Below are 22218 nucleotides of genomic sequence, written 5' to 3'. Positions count from 1 at the left end.
GCGAGGCGGATGGCGAGGTTGTTGAGTGCCATGGCGAGGTCGGGGAGGTGGGCGGCGGGGTTGGTGTGGGCGAGTTGGGTGTAGTGGCGCACGGCTTGGTGGGCGGGTTCGAGGGCGCCTTGGCGGTCTCCGGTCTCGGCGAGTGTTGCGGCGAGGTTGTTGAGTGATCCGGCGAGGTCGGGGAGGTAGGCGGCGGGGTTGGTGTGGGCGAGTTGGCGTCGGATGCGTACGGCTTGGTGGGCGGGTTCGAGGGCGCCTTGGCGGTCTCCGGTCTCGGCCAGGTGGTTGGCGAGGTTGTTGAGTGATGTGGCGAGGTCGGGGAGGTAGGCGGCGGGGTTGGTGTGGGCGAGTTGGCGTCGGATGCGTACGGCTTGGTGGGCGTGTTCGAGGGCGCCTTGGCGGTCTCCGGTCTCGGCCAGGTGGTTGGCGAGGTTGTTGAGTGCCATGGCGAGGTCGGGGAGGTGGGCGGCGGGGTTGGTGTGGGCGAGTTGGGTGTAGTGGCGTACGGCTTGGTGGGCGGGTTCGAGGGCGCCTTGGCGGTCTCCGGTCTCGGCCAGGCGGTTGGCGAGGTTGTTGAGTGATCCGGCGAGGTTGGGGAGGTAGGCGGCGGGGTTGGTGTGGGCGAGTTGGCGTCGGATGCGTACGGCTTGGTGGGCGTGTTCGAGGGCGCCTTGGCGGTCTCCGGTGTCGGCCAGGCGGTTGGCGAGGTTGTTGAGTGATCCGGCGAGGTCGGGGAGGCAACCCGAGTCTCTGTCAGCCAGGTCCCTGTAGATGTCGTTTGCCTCGCGAGCGAATTCCACGGCAGCCCTGTGATCCGCGTTTCCCGACAAGACGACGGAGATCTCAAGCAGAGCCTCCGCCAGATGCGGCAGGGCGTTCTCCCGGTCCCACACCACAAGGTCACGCAGCACGTCGATGCCCGGCCCCGGGACGCTGGCCCACGCCGCGTGGCGGGCCAACCAGGTCCGTACATATGGATCGACCCGCTCCCAGCTGCCGACCTCGGCCTGCCGCTTGAGGAGGTCCACCACTGCCCGCAGCACGACCACCTCGGCGGACGCCCCCTCGGGCGCCTCGCGTCTCCTCAGATGTGAGACGAACTCCCGGTGATACAGCCGGTACACGGCCTGTGCGCCCGCGCCGTCCTCGACGATGTAGCGGCCGTAGGCGGACAGGACCCAGTCGAGGTCCCCCTCGGTGTACACAACACCCTGACCACCGAGCGCCGAGGCCACCGCCTCCCAGACTCCGCCCGCGGGCATACCCCGGCCTGCGGCCCACGCGAGCGCCGTGAGGAGGTCCCGCGCCGCCGAGGGGAGTTCGGTGCCGTCGTCGCGTACCCGCCGTTGGCCGGAGCGCAGGTCCTCCTCGAACGCGGCCTCCACGGAGTCGGGCAGCCCGGCGAGCAGGTCCTCGGTGTCCCGGCGGCTCTCGGGCTCTCGAAGCCGTGCGACAAGGAAGCCGGTGATCAGCCGGGCGAAGAGGAACCCCCCGTCCTGCGCCGTAGCGCGGTCCGCCACGGCCTCGGCGACCTCGGCCCCGTCGACCTCGGCGGCCTCGCAACGCCGCCGTACGTACTCGGCGATGTCCTGCCGGGTGTCCGGCTCGGCCTCCAGATCCACCGTCGTGACGCTGTCGCCGATGTGGCGAACCAGGGCGTCCGGAAGCGTCTCGCCCTCCTTCAGCCTGCCCCGGAAGGGCCGCTCCCGGGAGCCGACCAGCACCGGCAGCATCCGGCTCAGCGGAAAGACCAGCTCCTCGATCACGCCCTGGGTGTGCTCGGGCGGCACCTCGTCGAGACCGTCGAGGACCAGGACGGGAAGCGTCGGAAGCTCGCGCAGCTCGGCTCTCAGGGCGTCCGCGTTCCTCGGCTCGCGCAACCCCAGCCGGGCGGCGAGTTCCGCCGCTGCCTGGGTCGCGTCCAGGCCCCGCAGATGCACGGCCGCGAAGGTCCGGGCGTCCCGCACACCCGGGTCCGGGTCACCCTCCCGGAGCGCGCCCTGCCGCTCGGCCTCCCGGCGCTGCTCGGGGTCCGCGAGCGTCGCGATACGCCCGAGCACCGCCGACTTGCCGCACCCGGCGGGCCCGGTGACCAGGAAGAGACCGGGAGCCTCGGTCTCCATCCAACCGATGATCTTCCGGAGCACCTGCCGCCGTCCGCTGAAGAACCAGCCCTCCTCCCGGTGCCCCACGCCACGCGCGGCGAGCACCAGGTGCTCCACGAGGGTCGGCGCGGTCCCCGGCCGGGCGAGGGGGTTGGGAAACGCCGGGCGTTCGTCGCCCACGGCGGCGCGCGCGGGCCGCTGGCCCTCCGCCTCCCATCTGGTCGGCAGTGCTCCCAGCAGCTCGACCCCACTGACCAGCTCGTTATGCGCGCTCCACGCACTCAGGTACTCGTCCGTCCGTGGCCCTTCCCGCAGCACCGCAGCCAGTGCCCGCAGCAGCGGGCCGTCGCCGTCCGAGGTCTCGTTGCGCTGGCAGCTCGCCATGCTGCCGAGCCACTTGGTCCGGCCGGGCGGAAGGGAGATCTCGGACCAGTGCTTCAGGGCGGTCCGAACGCCGTCCCCGACGCCGTCGCCCGCATAGCAGGTGTCGACGAGCACCAGGATCTGATCGGCCTCCGAAGCGACCGCGTATCCGATCAGCTCTTCGGTGGAGACACCCTGCTTGCGTATCCGGACCTTTCGCGTCCCCACATGGTCGCCGGGCTTCAGATCGCTGAGGACGAGCCGGAGTTCGTCGTCGGCGAGGACACCGTGCCCTGACCAGAGGATCAACGCGGGCCTGCGGCCCCCCGAGCGCCGCCAGCCCTCGCTCCACTCCTCGACCTCCCGGTCGAAGGCAGCCCGGTCCGGGTCGCCCCCGCCTACCAGCCGCACATCGAAGCCCAGCCCTTCGAGGAGGCCGGCGATCTCCTCCATCTGGGCCCTGGCACCCACCAGTTGGGGGAAGGTCCGAGAGTCGTCGTACGACTCGCACACCACGCACAGCGCGGTGGCCCTGAACTCCGGAGCCTCACTCATCCTCGGTGCCCTCTTCCCCCTCGTGCTCCATCACCAGCGTCAACGCCGTCACCGAGGCCTCCGGGGCGTGCCGTGCGCCGACCCTCAGCCGGTGCGCTCCGGGTGCGAGACCGGTGAGCGGAGCGGTGTAGCGCCCGTCGCCCCGGTTCCGCAGCGTGCGTCCGGGGCCGTCGTCCACGCTCAGGGCGAGCGCCAGCTCGTCGTGCCCGGGGACGTCGCTGGGGACCGACACCTCGACCTCCGCCGCCTCGCCTGCCGCCAGCACCTCCGGCGCCCGCACCCCGAGCGGCCTCGCCGTCGCCGCCTCCTCCGGACCCCGGTGCACCGGCAGCTCAGGCGTGAGCCACTCCCACAGCGCCCAGCGGACGGCGGTGTTGTTCTGCAGCGAACCGTGCTGTTCCCACGGGGTGTACGCGGGTCGCCGTACGCCCGTGAGGTGGGCGCTGGACAGACGGGGAACCCGCCCGTCGCCGCCCTCGTCCGCGCCGCCGATGGTGAGCAGCGGCGAGAGCCGGCCGTCGTCCCCCGCCCGGGCCGTGGTCGGAGTGGGCTGCAGAACCCCGCTCACCGGCAGGTACTCCACCCCGTACGCGGCTCCCGTCCGGGACTCGCGCACCGCCTCATGGAACAGCGCGGCGTCCTTGAGCAGGGCTTCGTCGACCCCCGGCAGCCCGGTCACGTCACGCGCGTACCGGAGGTCTGCCGCGTCCGTGCCGCCACCCAGTAGACACGCGTAGTCCGGGGCCAGCTGGTGCAGGGACGGCAGGCTGCGCGCGAACCGCGCCAGATTCAGCCGAAGCGGGCCGACCCCCGGCCGCAGCCCGTTCACCAGGTACAGCAGGGCGTCCAACGAGCCCCGGTACGGCGTCCCGAGCGTGATCACTCGCCGGGCGACCTCCGCGCCGCCGCCCAGCTCGACGTACTGCCGGGTCACCAGCCCGCCCATCGAGTGGCACACGAACACGACCCTGGCCTCGGCCCGCCCGGAGGCGGAGGCCCGCCAGCGGCCGAGTTCCTCCTCTACCCGTTCGCGGAGCCGTTCGGCGTTGTACCGGCAGGAGAGGCGCCAGTCGTACGAGAAGTCCACCAGGTTCACCGGTGTGCCAGGGGCGTCGCCCGGCTGCCGCCGTCGCAGGGTGAAGTGCTGCTCCAGCCAGTCCAGTAGTCCGCTGTAACCGTCGACGAGCGGCCCGACCCCAGGAAGGGCGTGCAGATCGGACATCGGTCCGGCGGGCCGCACGCCGTCACCGGGGTGGCCGTCTCCCAGGTCGGACGGGAGGACCAGCCGGGTCACGGACCTTCCGAAGGTCCTGATCCCTCGTAACAGGGCCTTTCCCGAGAGCCCCCACAACTCGTTCCCGTCCGCGTCCGTCAGCCGGCTGCCCATGATTCCCGGAACCACGACCACGAGATCGTCGACCCGGGCGCGCTGCGTCGTCATGCCGCCCCCGTATGTGCACGTCGTGCTGTGAGGGGTCAGCGTAATGACGGCGGAGTCGGCCGGACACGAGGAATGCGGAACTGTCCGCACGAAACATGAAATGCGCTCTGGCCTGCGTCCTGCGTGGAGAAGGGGGACGCCGGCCACAGCCGACGCCCCCCTTCATACCCCGCTACGGGCTACGGCAGCGCCAGCATCCGCTCCAGCGCCAGCTTCGCGAACGCCTCCGTCTCCTTGTCCACCTCGATGCGGTTGACGAGGTTGCCCTCGGCCAGGGACTCCAGGGCCCAGACCAGGTGGGGGAGGTCGATGCGGTTCATCGTCGAGCAGAAGCAGACCGTCTTGTCGAGGAAGACGATCTCCTTGCCCTCCGGTGCGAAACGGTTCGCCAGGCGGCGGACCAGGTTCAGCTCCGTGCCGATGGCCCACTTGGAGCCGGACGGGGCGGCCTCCAGGGCCTTGATGATGTACTCCGTCGAGCCGACGTAGTCCGCCGCGGCGACGACCTCGTGCTTGCACTCGGGGTGCACCAGGACGTTCACGCCGGGGATGCGCTCGCGCACGTCGTTCACCGAGTCGAGGCTGAAGCGGCCGTGCACCGAGCAGTGGCCGCGCCACAGGATCATCTTCGCGGCGCGCAGTTCCTCGGTCGTCAGCCCGCCGTTCGGCTTGTGCGGGTTGTAGAGGACGCAGTCCTCGAGGGACATGCCCATGTCCCGCACCGCGGTGTTGCGGCCCAGGTGCTGGTCCGGCAGGAAGAGGACCTTCTCGCCCTGCTCGAAGGCCCAGTCCAGGGCGCGCTTGGCGTTGGACGAAGTGCAGATCGTGCCGCCGTGCTTGCCCGTGAACGCCTTGATGTCGGCGGACGAGTTCATGTACGAGACGGGCACGACCTGCTCGGCTATGCCGGCCTCGGTCAGCACGTCCCAGCACTCGGCGACCTGCTCGGCCGTCGCCATGTCGGCCATCGAGCAGCCGGCGGCCAGGTCGGGGAGGACCACCTTCTGGTCGTCGGACGTCAGGATGTCCGCCGACTCCGCCATGAAGTGCACGCCGCAGAACACGATGTACTCGGCCTCCGGGCGGGCGGCCGCGTCCCGGGCCAGCTTGAACGAGTCACCGGTCACGTCGGCGAACTGGATGACCTCGTCGCGCTGGTAGTGGTGGCCGAGCACGAAGACCTTGTCCCCGAGCTTCTCCTTCGCCTTGCGGGCGCGCTCCACCAGGTCCGGGTCGGACGGCGAGGGCAGGTCGCCGGGACACTCCACGCCGCGCTCGCTCCTGGGGTCGGCCTCGCGGCCGAGGAGCAGCAGGGCGAGGGGCGTCGGCTGTACGTCGAGCTCCTGGGTCTGGGCGGTGGTCACGACACGCACCCTTTCTGTTTCTGCGACTTTTCGTCGATTTGACGCTATCTATCATAACCGCTTCACGTCACTTTGACGATGGCCATAGCGTCTGTGTGACGTGAATCCCGGTGAGCCGCCGTTCATTCCCGGGAACACCGGGAAAGAGACGTTTTCCGGTTCCCGGCGCGTGTGCGAGCATGAAACGGAGCCGTAAATCGAGCGCCCGGCCCGGAATGAATCCGCGGCCCCGCCGGTTGGACCCGTCGGCAAGCAGTCTCCGTACAACCCGGGAGAGATGTAGATGTCCGTATCGGACGAGACCACCACCGTCAGCGACGGCATCATCCTGACCGACGCCGCCGCGGACAAGGTCAAGACCCTGCTCGACCAGGAAGGCCGCGACGACCTCGCGCTGCGCGTCGCCGTCCAGCCCGGCGGCTGCTCCGGCCTGCGCTACCAGCTGTTCTTCGACGAGCGTTCCCTCGACGGTGACGTCGAGAAGGACTTCGGCGGTGTGAAGGTCGTCACCGACCGCATGAGCGCCCCGTACCTGGGCGGTGCCACGATCGACTTCGTGGACACGATCGAGAAGCAGGGCTTCACGATCGACAACCCGAACGCGACCGGCTCCTGCGCCTGCGGCGACTCCTTCAGCTGAGCCTGCCGGGCCGCTACGGGCGGCAGCGGACATGACGAAGGCGGCGGCCCCCTCCGACGGGGCCGCCGCCTTCGCGCTCGCTACCGCCCGGTGCCTACCGCTCCCGCGTCGGGGGAGCCGGCAGCCGCGCGCCCTCCCTGGCCAGCGGGACGCCCTTGCCGTCCGAGCCCACGACCGCACGGTCGCCGAGCGGCTCGTCCAGCCGCACGGTCTTCTGGAACTGCTTCGCGATCATGATGCAGACCTTGTCCGGCCAGGCGGTCGAGGTCACCGTGACCGTCACCTCGTCGCCCTGCTCGCTCGCCTTCACGTCGTAGTCGGCGCACACCCCGCCCGTGAAGGTCACGGTCAGCTCCGACCCCTCGGCCCGGTAGCCGTCCACCTCGACGTTGCTCGGCTCGGGCGCCGACGTCGGCTTGTCACTCGGCTCGCTCGGCGTGGCGGAAGTCAGGTACTTCGGGTCGACGGCCGGGTACGTCACCGTGAACGGGTCCTTCGCACCCGGCGCCGTCACCTCGAACAGCCAGGACGGCACCAGCGCCTGCCGCCCGTCCACGAAGTGCGAGGCCAGTCCGAACACCGCGTTCTCGACCGTGACCGAGTCCTGCTGCTCCTGCCCGGGAGAGCCGCTCGCCGCCGATCCGCAGGGCTGCTCCAGCCGGTCCTTCAACGGCACGGGGCTCGCGCAGCCGCCGATGCCCATCCGGTGGTCGCCCGTCGGCCGCTTCTCCATCAGCTCCAGCGCCTTCTTGGCACTGACCACGGGGTAGGTGTCCCCCTCGACCGGCGCCTTCAGCTGACCGCTGCCGCCGACGACCACGCCCTCGGAGCCGACCGTGACCCCGGTGTTCCAGCCGTGCGTCGGCAGCCCGCCGATCTCGGGAGTGGCGTTCACCACCCGCTGGGCGCCCATGACCTGGCTCGCGTCGAGCTTCGCTTCGTCCTGACCCAGCGCCTTCAGCACGGGCGCCGCGGCCTTCTCGGCCTCCGCCTCACTCACCGGGGTGCCGCCGGACTGCGGAGCCGTGCACGTGTCGGTGCCCTTGCAGTCGTCGGTGCCCGGGGCGTAGCGGTTGAACGTCCAGGCTCCCGGCGCCTGCTTGTTCACCTGGAGGTTCGGTCCCGAACCGTCCTGGCCGGCCCCGACCTTCCAGGCCTCGCCCTGTGCCACCGGCGTCCCCTCGACCCCGAGGGCCTTGGCCAGCCGGGCCACGTCCTCCTCGGTGACCTCGCCCCGAGCCCGGTACACCGGCGCCTCGCCGGGGCCGTCCGGCAGCGTGCCGCCGAGCTTGTAGGTGGCGCCGTAGGGGTTGGGCTCACCGGGTGCGATGCCGTTGCCCTCGCCGGAGGTCGATTCCGAGTACCCGTCGAGCGGGAGCGGCGGGGGAGTGTCGTCCCCGCCGGGGGCGCCTGACGTCTGTCCGCCGCCCGACCCGTCGGCCACGTTGGTGGCGAGCCAGGCCCCGCCCCCGCCGATCAGCAGCACGGCGGCGGCGACGGAGGCGATGATCGCGGGCGTCCGGGGGCGCCCGTCGCCCGGGTGGACCAGTTCCTCCTCGTTGCGGGGCAGGTCGCTGGCCGGTGCGCCGGAGTCACGGGGCAGGTCGCTGTCCGGCGTCGCGGCGGCTTCTGCTGCGGCTTCCGCGGTGGTGTCCGTTGCTGTTTCTTCCCCTTCCCCTTCCCCTTCCCCTTCCGCTTCCCCTTCCGCGGCCGGGTCCGGGGCCGAGCCGGCGTCCGCCGTGTCGTCCTCTCGCGCCTCGGAGCCCTCGGACCCCTCCGGGCCCTCGGACTCCTCGGATACCTCAGGTGCCTCGGATGCTTGATCGGCGTCGCGGCCCTGCTCCGTCTCAGCGACCCCGGGCGTGTCGACCTCACGGGACTCGGCGGCCTCGGTCACGTCCTCGGCGTCCGCCGAACCCCGTTCACCGTCGGAGACGCCCCCGATGTCCCGGGCAGGGTCGGCGGCGGCTCCGGCGCCGCCCGCTTCCCTGGCGTCGTCGTTGTCGGGTCGCTCGGTGTTCACCGCATCGCTCCTTCGGCTGCACAGCTGTCCCATGGGACCCGGACCGGTCACACACGGGGCGCTGGTGGGTCGTATCCCGCATCCCCTTTACGGGGGACAGCGATGGGACGCAGCGGGGGAGCACACGGTTCCCGCAGGGGCCCGCTCAGTCCCCGTAGTCCGACATGGCGTCGAGCAGCCGGGCCGACGCCGGGGGTACGGTCACACCGTGGATCAGGGCCGGGGAGACGGGCCGGGAGGCGATCCGGTCGGGTGTCGCCCAGTGGGGGGCCATCCGCGCCCCGTCACCCGGCAAGTACGCCAGATCGCCTTCGAGGTCGACCGGAACGGGTGCCTGGACCTTGAGGTTCGTCATAGCGGCACCGTAGGCACGCTCGAGCTCGCGGAGAAAGATCTACTATCGGGTAGTTTCGATGCCTTCAGAGCTGCCCCGCACACCCGATAGCGTGAAGTGTCAAGGTCCGCCTCCCTCAGGAGAGTCCACGCCGTGCGCATCGCAGTCACCGGCTCCATCGCCACCGACCACCTCATGACCTTCCCCGGCCGCTTCGCCGACCAGTTCGTAGCGGACCAGCTGCACACGGTCTCGCTGTCGTTCCTGGTCGACAAGCTCGACGTCCGCCGCGGCGGCGTCGCCGCGAACATCGCGTTCGGCATGGGACAGCTCGGCACTCGTCCGATCCTGGTCGGCGCCGCGGGCGCGGACTTCGACGAGTACCGCGCCTGGCTCGAGCGGCACGGCGTCGACACCGAGTCCGTCCGCATCTCCGACACGCTGCACACCGCCCGCTTCGTGTGCACGACCGACGCCGACCACAACCAGATCGGCTCCTTCTATACGGGCGCCATGAGCGAGGCCCGCCTCATCGAGCTGAAGACCGTAGCCGACCGGGTCGGCGGACTCGATCTGGTCTCCATCGGCGCGGACGACCCGGAGGCGATGCTCCGCCACACCGAGGAGTGCCGCTCCCGGTCCATTCCGTTCGCCGCCGACTTCTCCCAGCAGATCGCCCGGATGGACGGCGAGGAGATCCGCATCCTGCTGGACGGGGCGACGTACCTCTTCTCCAACGAGTACGAGAAGGGCCTGATCGAGACCAAGACCGGCTGGAGCGACGCGGAGATCCTGTCCCGGGTGGGGCACCGTGTGACCACCCTCGGCGCGCGCGGCGTCCGCATCGAGCGGGTCGGCGAGGACCCGATCGAGGTCGGCACGCCGGACGAGGAGCGCAAGGCCGACCCCACGGGCGTCGGCGACGCGTTCCGCGCGGGCTTCATGTCGGGCCTCGCCTGGGGCGTCTCCCTGGAGCGGGCCGCGCAGGTCGGCTGCATGCTGGCGACTCTCGTCATCGAGACGGTGGGTACGCAGGAGTACCAGCTGCGCCGTGGGCACTTCATGGAGCGGTTCACCAAGGCGTACGGGGATGAGGCGGCGACCGAGGTGCAGGGGCATCTGGCCTGACCGCTGCCGTCTGCGGGTGCGTGGGGGCTGGTCGCGCAGTTCCCCGCGCCCCCAGGGGTGTCAGCTCACCCGGCGGACAGAGTACGCCGTTCCTCTGTCCGCCGGTTCTTCCCCCACGTACTCCTGGTTCCTCATCTCGCACCAGGCCGGGATGTCCAGGCGGGCCGCCTCGTCGTCCGACAGCACCCGGACCAGGCCGCCCACCGGCACGTCATCGATGACCTTGGCGAGCTCGATGACCGGGATCGGGCACCTCTTGCCCAAGGAGTCCACGACGAGCACGTCCTCCCGCACCACCGTCTCCAAAACCGGCGCCCCCAGCTTCTCCCGCACCGCCGCCACAGCCCGGGGAAGCACCTCCAGGAACCGCTCCACATCCTCCTCCGCCACCCCCAGCGGCAGCGACACCCGCACATTCCCCTCGCTCAGCACACCCATCGCCCGCAGCACATGGCTCGGCGTCAGCGTGCTGCTCGTGCAGGACGATCCGGACGAGACCGAGAAGCCCTCCCGGTCCAGCTCGTGCAGCAGCGCCTCTCCGTCGACATAGAGACAGGAGAAGGTGACGACCCCCGGCAGCCGGCGCACCGGATCCCCGACCACCTCGACGTCGGGCACCAGCCCCGGCACCCGGGCCCGGATCCGCTCTGTCAGCTCCCGCAGCCGCGCGGCCTCCCCGGCCGCCTCCGCCCGTACGGCCCGCAGCGAAGCCGCAGCGGCCACGATCGCCGGGATGTTCTCGAAACCGGGCGCCCGCCCCGACTCCCGCTCGTCCACCGGCCCTTGCGTCGAGAAGCGCACGCCCTTGCGCACCACGAGCAGCCCGACCCCCGACGGCCCGCCCCACTTGTGCGCACTGGCCGCGAGCAACGACCAGTCACCTTCCACCGGCCCCCACCCGAGCGACTGAGCGGCGTCCACCAGCAACGGCACCCCGGCCTCCCGGCACCGCTCGGCCACTGCCGCGACGGGCTGCTCCGTCCCCACCTCGTGATTGGCCGACTGGAGACAGGCCAGCGCCGTGTCCCCGCGCAGGGCAGCGCCGTACTCCGCCGGATCCACCGCCCCGCCCCGGTCGACCGGCACCTGGGTGACGGAACCGCCGTCCGCCTCGTGCACCTCGGCCGAATGGAGTACCGAAGAATGTTCGACCGCCGACACGATCAGGTGGCGCCCGGCCCGCCGCCGCCCGGCCAGCGCCCCCGCGATCCCCGTATGCACGGCACGCGTTCCGGACGAGGTGAACACCAGCTCGTCCGCCCGGCACCCCACCGCCTCGGCAGCGGCCTCCCGAGCGGCGTCCACCAGCATCCGGGCCCGCCGCCCTTCCCTGTACAGCCGCGCGGGATCCGCCCACCCCTCATCGAGGGAGGCCAGCAGAGCCTGCCGGGCGATCGGATGAAGCGGAGCAGCGGAAGCAGCATCGAAGTAACCCACGCAGCAACGCTAGAACGTCCAGCACAGCAACGCCCCAAAAGGGGCGCGGGGAACTGCGCGACAAGCCACAGCCAACGCCGCACCCGCCAATCAAGCGAACACCCCACCCCACTAGGCACCCCTCCTAGAGAACCCCCGGAAGGCGTCGGCTAGGGTTTGGTCCGCATAAACATCCAAACCCCTGCCCGACGCAGGGCGGCGACCGACCAGCGAGAAGGCCAGGCCGCAGCCGATCCGCGCGGGCGAGACTCTCGGGAAGGCGCTACGTGAGTCCCAACGGCTCCGACCGCTCGCCGCGGCGCCCGATGCGGCGGAAGCTGCTGCAGGCACTGACCGCGGGCCTGGTCTTGGCGACAGCCACCGGTTGCTCGTACAACTGGGAAGACTTCCCCCGCCTTGGTATGCCCACCCCGACCACGGAAGAGGCTCCGCGGATCCTCTCCCTGTGGCAGGGGTCCTGGGCGGCTGCGCTCGCCGTTGGCGTGCTGGTGTGGGGTCTGATCCTGTGGAGTGCTTTCTTCCACCGGCGCAGCCGCACCAAGGTCGAAGTTCCCCCACAGACCCGGTACAACATGCCCATCGAGGCGCTGTACACCGTGGTCCCGCTCATCATCGTCTCGGTGCTGTTCTACTTCACCGCCCGTGACGAGTCCGAGCTGCTCAGCCTCAAGAAGAAGCCGGACGTCACGGTCAACGTGGTCGGCTTCCAGTGGAGCTGGTGCTTCAACTACATCGAGCCCGTCGCGGGTTCCACCGGTGACGCCAAGACCTCCAAGGACCTGGACGCGATCCCGGACCGGTTCAAGGAAGACTTCCCGGCCAACGCCGGCGGCGCCTACGACTGCGGTACCCCCGGTACGCGGAACCCGCAGACCAACAACCCCGGTCCGACGCTCTGGCTGCCCAAGGGCAAGACGGTCCGCTTCGTGCTGACCTCGCGTGACGTCATCCACTCCTTCTGGGTGGTGCCGTTCCTGATGAAGCAGGACGTCATCCCGGGCCACACCAACGCCTTCGAGGTGACCCCCAACAAGGAGGGCACCTTCCTGGGCAAGTGCGCCGAGCTCTGCGGCGTCGACCACTCTCGGATGCTGTTCAACGTGAAGGTCGTCTCCCCCGAGCGCTACGAGCAGCACCTCAAGGACCTCGTGGACAAGCAGCAGAACGGTTACGTTCCTGCCGGCATCGCGCAGACGAGCCACGAGAAGAACCGGGAGACGAACAACCTGTGAGCATCCTCAACGAACCCCAGGGTGCCGCGGCAGCAGGGTCCCACTACCAGGACGAGCTGCCGGTCAGGCGCCAGAACCGCGGCAGTGTCGTGGTCAAGTGGCTGACGACGACGGACCACAAGACGATCGGCACGCTGTACCTGGCGACGTCGTTCGCGTTCTTCGTCATCGGTGGCGTGATGGCGCTGTTCATGCGCGCCGAGCTGGCCCGTCCGGGTCTGCAGATCATGTCGAACGAGCAGTTCAACCAGGCGTTCACGATGCACGGCACGATCATGCTGCTGATGTTCGCGACGCCGCTGTTCGCCGGTTTCGCGAACTGGATCATGCCGCTGCAGATCGGCGCGCCCGACGTGGCGTTCCCGCGGCTGAACATGTTCGCCTACTGGCTGTACCTGTTCGGCTCGCTCATCGCGGTGGGCGGCTTCCTCACCCCGCAGGGCGCGGCCGACTTCGGCTGGTTCGCCTACAGCCCGCTCTCGGACGCCGTCCGCAGCCCGGGCATCGGCGCCGACATGTGGATCATGGGTCTGGCCTTCTCCGGCTTCGGCACCATCCTCGGCTCGGTCAACTTCATCACCACGATCATCTGCATGCGCGCCCCCGGCATGACGATGTTCCGCATGCCGATCTTCACCTGGAACGTGCTGCTGACCGGTGTGCTGGTCCTGCTCGCCTTCCCGGTCCTCGCGGCCGCGCTGTTCGCCCTGGAGGCGGACCGCAAGTTCGGCGCCCACATCTTCGACTCCGCCAACGGCGGCGCGTTGCTGTGGCAACACCTCTTCTGGTTCTTCGGCCATCCAGAGGTGTACATCATCGCCCTGCCGTTCTTCGGCATCATCTCCGAGGTCATCCCGGTCTTCTCCCGTAAGCCGATGTTCGGTTACACGGGTCTGATCGGCGCGACGATCGCGATCGCGGGTCTGTCCGTGACGGTGTGGGCCCACCACATGTACGTCACCGGCGGTGTGCTGCTGCCGTTCTTCTCCTTCATGACCTTCCTGATCGCGGTCCCGACCGGTGTGAAGTTCTTCAACTGGATCGGCACCATGTGGAAGGGCTCGTTGTCCTTCGAGACACCGATGCTCTGGGCGACGGGCTTCCTGATCACCTTCACCTTCGGTGGTCTGACCGGTGTCATCCTGGCCTCGCCGCCGATGGACTTCCACGTCTCGGACTCGTACTTCGTGGTGGCCCACTTCCACTACGTCGTCTTCGGCACCGTGGTGTTCGCGATGTTCTCCGGCTTCCACTTCTGGTGGCCGAAGTGGACCGGCAAGATGCTGGACGAGCGCCTCGGCAAGATCACCTTCTGGACGCTGTTCATCGGCTTCCACGGCACGTTCCTGGTCCAGCACTGGCTGGGCGCCGAGGGCATGCCGCGCCGGTACGCCGACTACCTGGCGGCCGACGGCTTCACCGCGCTGAACACGATCTCGACGATCAGCTCGTTCCTGCTCGGCATGTCGATCCTGCCGTTCTTCTACAACGTGTGGAAGACGGCCAAGTACGGCAAGCCGGTCGAGGTCGACGACCCGTGGGGCTACGGCCGTTCCCTGGAGTGGGCGACCTCCTGCCCGCCGCCGCGGCACAACTTCATCACCATGCCGCGGATCCGCAGCGAATCCCCGGCGTTCGACCTGCACCACCCGGAGATCGCCGCTCTCGACCAGCTCGAGAACGTCGGTCACGGCGAGAAGTCCCTCGCTGGCGGCAAGGAGGCCGGCAAGTGAAGATCCAGGGCAAGATGTTCATGTGGCTGAGCGTCTTCGTGCTCGTCATGGCGGTCGTCTATGGCGTGTGGTCGAAGGAGCCGGCCGGCACCACGGCCCTCTTCCTGGCCTTCGGCCTGTGCATCATGATCGGCTTCTACCTCGGCTTCACGGCCAAGCGGGTCGACGTGGGCGCACAGGACAACAAGGAGGCGGACGTCGCCGACGACGCCGGCGAGGTCGGGTTCTTCAGCCCGCACAGCTGGCAGCCGCTCTCCCTCGGCATCGGTGGCGCCCTCGCCTTCCTGTCGGTCGCCATCGGCTGGTGGCTGATGTACTTCTCGCTGCCGATCATCCTGATCGGCGTCTGGGGCTGGGTCTTCGAGTACTACCGCGGTGAGAACCGCACCCAGTAACACGCGCCGAGCGCCTCAGGGGCCCGGACACTCCGAGAGGAGCGTCCGGGCCCCTGCTTCTTGCCGCACTATGTGTCACTCGTACGAGTCTCTCGGCGTGCCGGTGTTGACGGGGCTTCCTAGCGTGAGGTCATGAGCCACACAGCGATAGTCAGGCCCCGCACCGTCGTCAGTTGCACGCTGCTGGTGATAGCCCTCAGCGCGGGCGTCATCACCGCCTGCGGCTCGGACGGCAACCCGCTCTCCCACCGCCCCTACGACGCGGCGGACCAGATCTCCTTCAACGGCCCCCCAGAGGGCCGTGAGAAGGCCGACCCGGACAAGCCCCTGGAAGTGGTCGCCGAGGACTCCGACGGGCGCATCACGGACGTCACGGCCTACGACACCGCCGGACGCTATCTTGCGGGCGAACTCGCCGCCGACGGCAGCCGCTGGCACAGCACCGCGCCGCTCGCCGCCAACGCCGGCTACACGGTCCGTGTGAGCACCGAGGACGAGGACGGGGCGCCCGGCCGCAAGGTCGTCACCTTCGACACCGGCAAACCCACCACCAAGAAGCGCCTGGACGTCACCTTCGGCCCCAAGGCGGGCACCTACGGCGTCGGCCAGCCCGTCACCGCCGAGCTGAGCCGGCCCGTCAAGGACAGGGCCCAGCGGGCCGTCGTCGAACGCGCGCTCAAGGTCTCCTCCATACCCGCGGTGGACGGCGCCTGGCACTGGGTGGACGACAAGAAGCTCCACTACCGCCCGAAGGACTACTGGCCCGCGCAGGCCACCGTCCAGGTCCGCAGCAACCTGGAGGGCATCAAGATCGGCGACCGCCTGTGGGGCGGCGGCAAGGCCAAGCCGCTGACGTTCAGCACCGCCGACAAGCTCATAGCCGTCACGGACGCGTCGGCCCACCAGATGACGGTCTACAAGAACGACGAGATCGTCCGCCAGATACCGGTGACGACGGGTATGCCCGGTTATGACACCCGCAACGGCGTCAAGGTCGTCCTGGCCAAGGAAGGCACCGTCCGCATGACCAGCGCCAGCATCGGCGCCTCGGACTTCTACGACCTGATCGTCCACCACTCCGTCCGGGTCACCAACAGCGGCGAGTACGTCCACGCCGCCCCCTGGTCGGTCGGCTCCCAGGGAGCCGCCAACGTCAGCCACGGCTGCACCGGCATGAGCACCGAGAACGCCGCGTGGTTCTACGACACCGTCCGCGAGGGCGACATCGTCAAGGTCATCAACTCCGGAGGCGACACGATGGCCCCCTTCGGCAACGGCTTCGGCGACTGGAACCTCGACTGGCAGAAGTGGCGCACAGGCAGCGCCCTCCTGGGCGGCACCCCGGACGGCCCCACAGCGGCCGACAGAGCCCGCCTGCGCCCACAGAGCGTCTAGACGCCCTCAGGGGCTCATGCCTCAGGGGCGCGGGGCTGTGTCCATATGCGGCTCCGCCGCGTGGGCGCGAACAACCCCCACGCACCCGCACTCGCCACACAACCGGTCGAACCGAGCTCCTAGGCGTTCAGAGCCTTCTTCTCCCGCAGCAAAGAGGCCAGGGCGGCCGCGAACTCCACCGGCTCCACCGGCAACGTCACAGCCGACTCGGCGCGACTCCAGGTCGCCAGCCACGCGTCCTGCGGCCGCCCGATCAGCAGCAGTACCGGCGGGCAGTCGAACACCTCGTCCTTGATCTGCCGGCAGACCCCCATGCCCCCCATCGGCACGGCCTCACCGTCCAGCACGCAGACGTCGATCCCACCCCGGTCCAGCTCCTTGAGCACCGCGTCCGGAGTCGCACACTCCAGGAACTCCACCACAGGGACGTCCGGAGCCGGCCGCCGCCCCGTGGCGAGCCGCACCTGTTCGCGGGTGTTGGAGTCGTCGCTGTAGACCAGCACCGTGGCGGTCGGCTGCATTGTTCCTCCGTGACGTCAGCGTCGTAAGGACAGGCCCGATGGGCGGGATGCTACTCCCTTGAACACCACGTCAACACCGGTACGACCGGCTTAGACACTCCGAACGGCACCCCCCGGAGTGAGGGCGGGATAAGCGACCGACATAATGTCGGTCGTGGCGACAGCAACGACAGCAGAAACCGGGCACGCGCACCCGTCGGTCAACCGGCCGAACCTCACCAGCGTCGGAACCATCATCTGGTTGAGTTCCGAGCTGATGTTCTTCGCGGCCCTCTTCGCGATGTACTTCACCCTGCGATCGGTGACGGGTCCCGATCACTGGAAGGAGATGGCTGCCCATCTCAACTTCCCGTTCTCGGCGACGAACACCACCATCCTGGTGCTCTCCTCACTCACCTGCCAGCTCGGCGTCTTCGCCGCCGAGCGCGGTGATGTGAAGAAGCTCCGGATGTGGTTCATCGTCACCTTCGTGATGGGTGCGATCTTCATCGGCGGTCAGGTCTTCGAGTACACGGAGCTGGTCAAGGACGCGGGCCTGTCCCTGTCCTCCGACCCCTACGGCTCGGTGTTCTACCTGACCACCGGCTTCCACGGCCTGCACGTGACAGGCGGTCTCATCGCCTTCCTGCTGGTCCTCGGCCGGACCTACGCGGCCAGCAGGTTCACCCATGAGCAGGCGACCGCCGCGATCGTCGTGTCCTACTACTGGCACTTCGTCGATGTCGTCTGGATCGGCCTCTTCGCCACGATCTACATGATCAAGTAGCAGGGCCCGCATCCACGCGTGCTCCCTGAAGCGCGCATCCCAGAAGCATCGACGCAGAAGATCCTGACACCGGGGTAATCCGTGAAAAAGCTCTCCGCACGACGACGCCACCCGATGGCGGCGCTCGTCGTCCTACTCCTCGCGCTGGCATGCACCGGGGGGCTGTATGCCGTGTTCGCACCGACGAGCCCGGCGAAGGCCGACGAAACCGCCCAGTCCCTCACCATCGAGGAGGGCAAGAAGCTCTACTCGGTCGGCTGCGCCAGTTGCCACGGCACCGGCGGTCAGGGCACCTCCGACGGGCCGAGCCTGGTGGGTGTGGGCGCCGCGGCCGTCGACTTCCAGGTGGGCACGGGCCGCATGCCGGCCGCCACCTCGCAGGGCCCGCAGGTCCCGAAGAAGAAGAACATCTACTCGCAGGCCGAGATCGACCAGCTCGCGGCGTACATCGCCTCGCTGGGTGCCGGTCCGTCCATCCCGACGGAGCAGCAGTACGGCCCCGAGGGCGCCGACATCGCCGAGGGCGGCGAGCTGTTCCGCACCAACTGCGCGCAGTGCCACAACTTCACCGGCAAGGGCGGCGCGCTGACGCACGGCAAGTACGCGCCGACCCTCGAGGGCGTCTCCTCGAAGCACATCTACGAGGCCATGCAGACCGGCCCGCAGAACATGCCGTCCTTCCCCGACACCACGCTGTCGGAGGAGAACAAGAAGGACATCATCGCGTACCTGGACGCGGTCAACAGCAGCAAGTCCGAGAGCCCCGGCGGTCTCGAGCTCGGCGGCCTCGGGCCGGTCAGCGAGGGCCTGTTCGGCTGGATCTTCGGTCTCGGCGGGCTGATCGCCGTCGCCGTGTGGGTCGCCGCCCGGACCGCAAAGGCCAAGAAGTCATGAGTAGCCAAGACATTCCAGAAGAGAACCTGCCCGCCGAGCGCGCGGGACGTGACGAGCACGGGCACGACGCGGTGAGCGTCCCGGACGACAAGCACCCGTTCGCCGACCCGGGCCTGCCTCCCCACGAGCACCGGGTCCAGGACGTCGACGAGCGGGCCGCCAAGCGGTCCGAGCGTTCGGTCGCCCTGATGTTCACGGTGTCGATGCTGGCCACCGTCGCCTTCATCGCCGCGTTCGTGGCGATCCCGGTCGACAAGTCGGTTTACATCTTCCCGCTGGGTCACATCAGCGCGCTGAACTTCGCGCTGGGCATGACGCTCGGCATCGCGCTGTTCTGCATCGGCGCGGGCGCCGTCCACTGGGCGCGCACCCTGATGTCCGACGTGGAGGTCGCCGACGAGCGGCACCCGATCGAGGCGTCGCCCGAGGTCCGCGAGAAGGTCTTCGCGGACTTCAAGCAGGGCGCCAAGGAGTCCGCGCTCGGCCGCCGCAAGCTGATCCGCAACACCATGCTCGGCGCGCTCACGCTGGTGCCGCTCTCCGGTGTCGTGCTGCTGCGCGACCTCGGCCCGCTGCCCGGCACCAAGCTCCGCCACACGCTGTGGTCCAAGGGCAAGCTGCTCGTCAACATGAACACGGACGAGCCGCTGCGTCCCTCGGACGTCGCGGTCGGTTCGCTGACCTTCGCCAAGCCCGAGGGCCTGGAGGAGCACGACCACGAGTTCCAGAACGAGATCGCCAAGGCCGCCCTGATGATCGTCCGGATCCAGCCGGAGGACATCAAGGACAAGCGCGAGCTCGAGTGGTCGCACGAGGGCATCGTCGCGTACTCGAAGATCTGCACCCACGTCGGTTGCCCGATCTCCCTGTACGAGCAGCAGACGCACCACGTGCTCTGCCCCTGCCACCAGTCCACCTTCGACCTCTCCGACGGTGCCCGAGTGATCTTCGGTCCCGCTGGTCACGCCCTGCCGCAGCTCCGCATCGGCGTGAACGACGAGGGCTATCTTGAGGCGCTCGGCGACTTCGACGAGCCCGTCGGCCCTGCTTTCTGGGAGCGCGGATGAGCACTGCACAAGAACGCCGCAAGGCACCCGCGGGTGAGCGGGTCGCCGACTGGGCCGACGGCCGCCTGGGGATCTACTCCCTGGCCAAGGCCAACATGCGCAAGATCTTCCCGGACCACTGGTCCTTCATGCTGGGTGAGATCTGCCTCTACAGCTTCATCATCATCATCCTCACGGGTGTGTATCTGACGCTGTTCTTCCACCCGTCGATGAACGAGGTGGAGTACCACGGCAGTTACGTCCCGCTCCAGGGGCAGCTGATGTCGGAGGCGTTCGCCTCCACCCTGGACATCAGCTTCGACGTCCGCGGCGGCCTGCTGATCCGGCAGATCCACCACTGGGCGGCGATCATCTTCCTCGCCGGCATGTTCGTGCACATGATGCGCGTCTTCTTCACCGGCGCGTTCCGCAAGCCGCGCGAGATCAACTGGATGTTCGGCTTCCTGCTGTTCGTCCTGGGCATGTTCACCGGTTTCACCGGCTACTCGCTCCCGGACGACCTGCTCTCCGGCACCGGTGTCCGCTTCACGCAGGGCGCGATCCTGTCCGTGCCGATCGTGGGCACGTACATCTCGATGTTCCTGTTCGGCGGGGAGTTCCCGGGCACCGACTTCGTCGCCCGGTTCTACTCGATCCACATCCTGCTGCTGCCGGGCATCATGCTCGGGCTCGTGGTCGGCCACCTGATCCTGGTCTTCTACCACAAGCACACCCAGTTCGCGGGTCCCGGACGGACCAACAAGAACGTCGTCGGCATGCCGCTGCTGCCGGTCTACATGGCCAAGGCCGGAGGCTTCTTCTTCCTGGTCTTCGGTGTCATCTCGGCCCTCGCCGGCATCGCGACGATCAACCCGATCTGGGTCCTGGGCCCCTACCGTCCCGACCAGGTGTCGACCGGTGCCCAGCCCGACTGGTACATGGGCTTCGCCGAGGGTCTGATCCGCGCGATGCCGGGCTGGGAGGTCAACTTCTGGGGCCACACGCTGGTCCTGGGTGTGTTCATCCCGCTGGTGCTGTTCGGTGTCTTCCTCGGGATCATCGCCCTCTACCCGTTCATCGAGTCGTGGGTCACCGGGGACAAGCGCGAGCACCACATCCTGGACCGGCCGCGCAACGCCCCGACCCGCACCGGTGTCGGTGTCGCCTGGGTCACCGGCTACATCATCATGCTGATCGGCGGTGGCAACGACATCGTCGCCACGCACTTCCATCTGTCGATCAACGCGGTCACCTGGTTCGTCCGGATCGGGTTCTTCCTCGGACCGGTCCTGGCGTTCATCGTCACCAAGCGCATCTGCCTCGGCCTGCAGCGCCGGGACAAGGAGAAGGTGCTGCACGGCCGCGAGTCGGGCATCATCAAGCGCCTGCCGCACGGTGAGTTCATCGAGGTGCACGAGCCGCTCAGCCAGGAGCAGATGTACACGCTCACCGCGCACGAGCAGTACCAGCCGGCCGAGATCGGTCCGACGACCGACGAGAACGGTGTCGAGCGCAAGGTGAAGGGCTCCGAGAAGCTGCGCGCCAAGCTCAGCGAGTCCTACTACGGCGAGGGGGCCCAGATCCCGAAGCCCACCGCCGAGGAGTACCGGGAGATCACGAGCGGCCACGGCCACCACTGATCACTGCTTCGCCACGCCACGCAGAGGGCCCCGTCCGGTGTTCGGACGGGGCCCTTCGCGGTGCCCGGGGCTGGATAGGGTGGGACCACTGCTTTTACGTGACGTACGACGACCCAGGAGCGGCTTATGAGCGCTGTGACCCCCGCTGGAGGCGACACCGCGGCGGGCCGCTCCTGGCCCGCCCTGCTGAACGGCCTGCTGGACCGCCGGGACCTGACCGCCGACGACACCGCCTGGGCGATGGACCTGATCATGCGCGGTGAGGCGACGGACGCGCAGATCGCCGGGTTCGTGGTGGCGCTGCGCGCCAAGGGCGAGACCGTCGAGGAGATCGGCGGATTCGTCCGGGCGATGTACGAGCACGCGAACGTGATCGAGGTGCCGGGCCCGGCCGTCGACATCGTCGGCACGGGCGGCGACGGGGCGAAGACCGTCAACATCTCCACGATGTCGGCCATCGTCATCGCCGGTACCGGTGCGAAGGTCGTCAAGCACGGCAACCGCGCCGCGTCGTCGGCGTCCGGGGCGTCGGACGTCCTGGAGAAGCTCGGCGTCAACCTGGAGCTGCCCACGCACCGGGTGGCCGGGGTCGCCGAGGAGGCCGGGATCACCTTCTGCTTCGCGGCGAAGTTCCACCCCGCGATGCGGTATGTGGGAGCGGCCCGTGGCCAGTTGGGGATCCGGACGATCTTCAACGTCCTCGGTCCGCTGACCAACCCCGCGAAGGTGCGGTCCCAGGCCGTCGGTGTGGCGGACCCGCGCATGGCACCGATCGTCGCGGGCGTCTTCGCCGAGCGCGGCAACTCGTCCCTGGTCTTCCGCGGCGACGACGGCCTGGACGAACTGACCACCACGGCCACGTCCCGGGTGTGGATCGTCCGGGACGGCAAGGTGACCGAGGAGGCCTTCGACCCGCGTGACGTCGGCCTCGAGCTGGTCCCCGTGGAGGCCCTGCGCGGCGCGGACGCCTCCTACAACGCCGAGGTCGCCCGCCGCCTGCTGGAGGGCGAGACCGGGCCGGTCCGCGACGCGGTCCTGCTGAACTCGGCGGCCGCGCTGGTGGCTCTGGAGCCGACGCAAGCGCCGCTGGCCGACCAGGTCCGAGCCGGAATGGCGAAGGCAGCGGAGTCGATCGACTCGGGTGCGGCGAAGCGGACCCTGGAGCGCTGGGTGGCTGCCAGCAACGCGTAACCGAGGTGAGCGCGG

General features: G+C 69.1%; 18 protein-coding genes. 11 read left to right on the top strand and 7 right to left on the bottom strand.

The annotated features are described in order from the left end of the window. The 3 genes from AC07DF_RS22425 to nadA form a co-directional block, all read right to left on the bottom strand. Window positions 1-3023 (bottom strand): tetratricopeptide repeat protein (locus AC07DF_RS22425; protein WP_478973978.1); only part of this gene is annotated, 3023 nt, incomplete at its 3' end. Beyond that, window positions 3016-4464, bottom strand: a complete 1449-nt coding sequence (locus tag AC07DF_RS22420; protein WP_478973975.1) for an alpha/beta hydrolase — start codon at window positions 4462-4464, stop codon at window positions 3016-3018. The genes AC07DF_RS22420 and AC07DF_RS22425, both read right to left, overlap by 8 nt. A 179-nt stretch (window positions 4465-4643) precedes the next feature. Further along, the gene (nadA, locus tag AC07DF_RS22415) at window positions 4644-5828 is read right to left on the bottom strand and encodes a quinolinate synthase NadA (protein ID WP_478973972.1); all 1185 of its coding nucleotides are present in this window, start codon (window positions 5826-5828) and stop codon (window positions 4644-4646) included. A gap of 283 nt (window positions 5829-6111) precedes the next feature. On the opposite strand from nadA, the gene AC07DF_RS22410 reads away from it, so the two are divergent. Continuing rightward, window positions 6112-6468, top strand: coding sequence for a HesB/IscA family protein (locus AC07DF_RS22410; protein WP_003989692.1), 357 nt, complete (start codon window positions 6112-6114; stop codon window positions 6466-6468). A gap of 94 nt (window positions 6469-6562) precedes the next feature. Here the strand turns inward: AC07DF_RS22410 and AC07DF_RS22405 are convergent, their stop codons facing one another. Beyond that, complete coding sequence (locus AC07DF_RS22405) at window positions 6563-8491, bottom strand: hypothetical protein (RefSeq protein ID WP_478973968.1); 1929 nt, start codon at window positions 8489-8491, stop codon at window positions 6563-6565. Between the two features lie 145 nt (window positions 8492-8636). Further along, a complete protein-coding gene (locus AC07DF_RS22400; RefSeq protein ID WP_478973965.1) occupies window positions 8637-8846 on the bottom strand; it encodes a hypothetical protein in 210 nt (69 codons plus the stop codon). Between the two features lie 132 nt (window positions 8847-8978). Between AC07DF_RS22400 and AC07DF_RS22395 the strand changes: the two genes are divergently transcribed. Beyond that, entirely contained in the window at window positions 8979-9953 is a 975-nt protein-coding gene (locus AC07DF_RS22395) for a carbohydrate kinase family protein (RefSeq protein ID WP_478973962.1), read from the top strand. 60 nt (window positions 9954-10013) lie between these two features. On the opposite strand, the gene AC07DF_RS22390 is transcribed toward AC07DF_RS22395, so the two are convergent. Next, complete coding sequence (locus tag AC07DF_RS22390; RefSeq protein WP_478973959.1) at window positions 10014-11390, bottom strand: aminotransferase class V-fold PLP-dependent enzyme; 1377 nt, start codon at window positions 11388-11390, stop codon at window positions 10014-10016. Window positions 11391-11656: 266 nt separating this feature from the next. Here AC07DF_RS22390 and ctaC point away from each other — a divergent pair, with 266 nt between their 5' ends. The 4 genes from ctaC to AC07DF_RS22370 all read left to right on the top strand — a co-directional run bounded on the left by ctaC (window position 11657) and on the right by AC07DF_RS22370 (window position 16145). Next, on the top strand, window positions 11657-12622 hold the full coding sequence (ctaC, locus tag AC07DF_RS22385; protein ID WP_328338044.1) for an aa3-type cytochrome oxidase subunit II: 966 nt from the start codon (window positions 11657-11659) through the stop codon (window positions 12620-12622). Then, complete coding sequence (gene ctaD / locus AC07DF_RS22380) at window positions 12619-14355, top strand: aa3-type cytochrome oxidase subunit I (RefSeq protein WP_478973955.1); 1737 nt, start codon at window positions 12619-12621, stop codon at window positions 14353-14355. Before ctaC ends, ctaD begins: the two co-directional genes overlap by 4 nt. After that, window positions 14352-14750: a cytochrome c oxidase subunit 4 gene (locus AC07DF_RS22375; protein WP_467431682.1), complete on the top strand. Its 399-nt coding sequence runs from the start codon at window positions 14352-14354 to the stop codon at window positions 14748-14750. The genes ctaD and AC07DF_RS22375 overlap by 4 nt, the downstream gene beginning before the upstream one ends. A gap of 132 nt (window positions 14751-14882) precedes the next feature. Next, a complete protein-coding gene (locus AC07DF_RS22370; protein WP_478973950.1) occupies window positions 14883-16145 on the top strand; it encodes a L,D-transpeptidase in 1263 nt (420 codons plus the stop codon). A 119-nt stretch (window positions 16146-16264) separates the two neighbouring features. Here AC07DF_RS22370 and AC07DF_RS22365 read toward each other — a convergent pair whose 3' ends face one another. Continuing rightward, on the bottom strand, window positions 16265-16666 hold the full coding sequence (locus AC07DF_RS22365; protein WP_478973947.1) for a response regulator: 402 nt from the start codon (window positions 16664-16666) through the stop codon (window positions 16265-16267). A 145-nt stretch (window positions 16667-16811) separates the two neighbouring features. Between AC07DF_RS22365 and ctaE the strand changes: the two genes are divergently transcribed. The 5 genes from ctaE (at window position 16812) to trpD (ending at window position 22203) form a co-directional block, all read left to right on the top strand. After that, window positions 16812-17432 carry an aa3-type cytochrome oxidase subunit III gene (gene ctaE, locus AC07DF_RS22360; protein ID WP_184596414.1) on the top strand — a complete coding sequence of 207 codons (621 nt, stop codon included), beginning with the start codon at window positions 16812-16814 and terminating at the stop codon, window positions 17430-17432. Window positions 17433-17513: 81 nt separating this feature from the next. Continuing rightward, window positions 17514-18326 (top strand): cytochrome bc1 complex diheme cytochrome c subunit, encoded by an 813-nt coding sequence (qcrC, locus tag AC07DF_RS22355; protein WP_478973942.1) that lies wholly within the window; start codon window positions 17514-17516, stop codon window positions 18324-18326. Then, on the top strand, window positions 18323-19393 hold the full coding sequence (qcrA, locus tag AC07DF_RS22350) for a cytochrome bc1 complex Rieske iron-sulfur subunit (protein ID WP_478973939.1): 1071 nt from the start codon (window positions 18323-18325) through the stop codon (window positions 19391-19393). The genes qcrC and qcrA overlap by 4 nt, the downstream gene beginning before the upstream one ends. After that, on the top strand, window positions 19390-21012 hold the full coding sequence (qcrB, locus tag AC07DF_RS22345) for a cytochrome bc1 complex cytochrome b subunit (protein WP_478973936.1): 1623 nt from the start codon (window positions 19390-19392) through the stop codon (window positions 21010-21012). The genes qcrA and qcrB overlap by 4 nt, the downstream gene beginning before the upstream one ends. 126 nt (window positions 21013-21138) lie before the next feature. Then, window positions 21139-22203, top strand: coding sequence for an anthranilate phosphoribosyltransferase (gene trpD / locus AC07DF_RS22340; protein ID WP_478973933.1), 1065 nt, complete (start codon window positions 21139-21141; stop codon window positions 22201-22203). Window positions 22204-22218: the final 15 nt, after the last annotated feature.

This window comes from Streptomyces sp. NPDC044719 (assembly GCF_056433405.1).
The sequence above is the reverse complement of the archived record's forward strand: the minus strand, read 5'-3'. Positions and strand labels throughout refer to the sequence as shown.

What these genes read in the sequence shown, in the direction of transcription:
- ctaE (WP_184596414.1), top strand. Translation starts at nt 16,812, where the DNA reads ATGTCGGTCGTGGCGACAGCAACGACAGCAGAAACCGGGCACGCGCAC.
- AC07DF_RS22410 (WP_003989692.1), top strand. Translation starts at nt 6,112, where the DNA reads ATGTCCGTATCGGACGAGACCACCACCGTCAGCGACGGCATCATCCTG.
- qcrB (WP_478973936.1), top strand. Translation starts at nt 19,390, where the DNA reads ATGAGCACTGCACAAGAACGCCGCAAGGCACCCGCGGGTGAGCGGGTC.
- AC07DF_RS22365 (WP_478973947.1), bottom strand. Translation starts at nt 16,666, where the DNA reads ATGCAGCCGACCGCCACGGTGCTGGTCTACAGCGACGACTCCAACACC.
- AC07DF_RS22370 (WP_478973950.1), top strand. Translation starts at nt 14,883, where the DNA reads ATGAGCCACACAGCGATAGTCAGGCCCCGCACCGTCGTCAGTTGCACG.
- AC07DF_RS22400 (WP_478973965.1), bottom strand. Translation starts at nt 8,846, where the DNA reads ATGACGAACCTCAAGGTCCAGGCACCCGTTCCGGTCGACCTCGAAGGC.
- trpD (WP_478973933.1), top strand. Translation starts at nt 21,139, where the DNA reads ATGAGCGCTGTGACCCCCGCTGGAGGCGACACCGCGGCGGGCCGCTCC.
- AC07DF_RS22420 (WP_478973975.1), bottom strand. Translation starts at nt 4,464, where the DNA reads ATGACGACGCAGCGCGCCCGGGTCGACGATCTCGTGGTCGTGGTTCCG.
- qcrA (WP_478973939.1), top strand. Translation starts at nt 18,323, where the DNA reads ATGAGTAGCCAAGACATTCCAGAAGAGAACCTGCCCGCCGAGCGCGCG.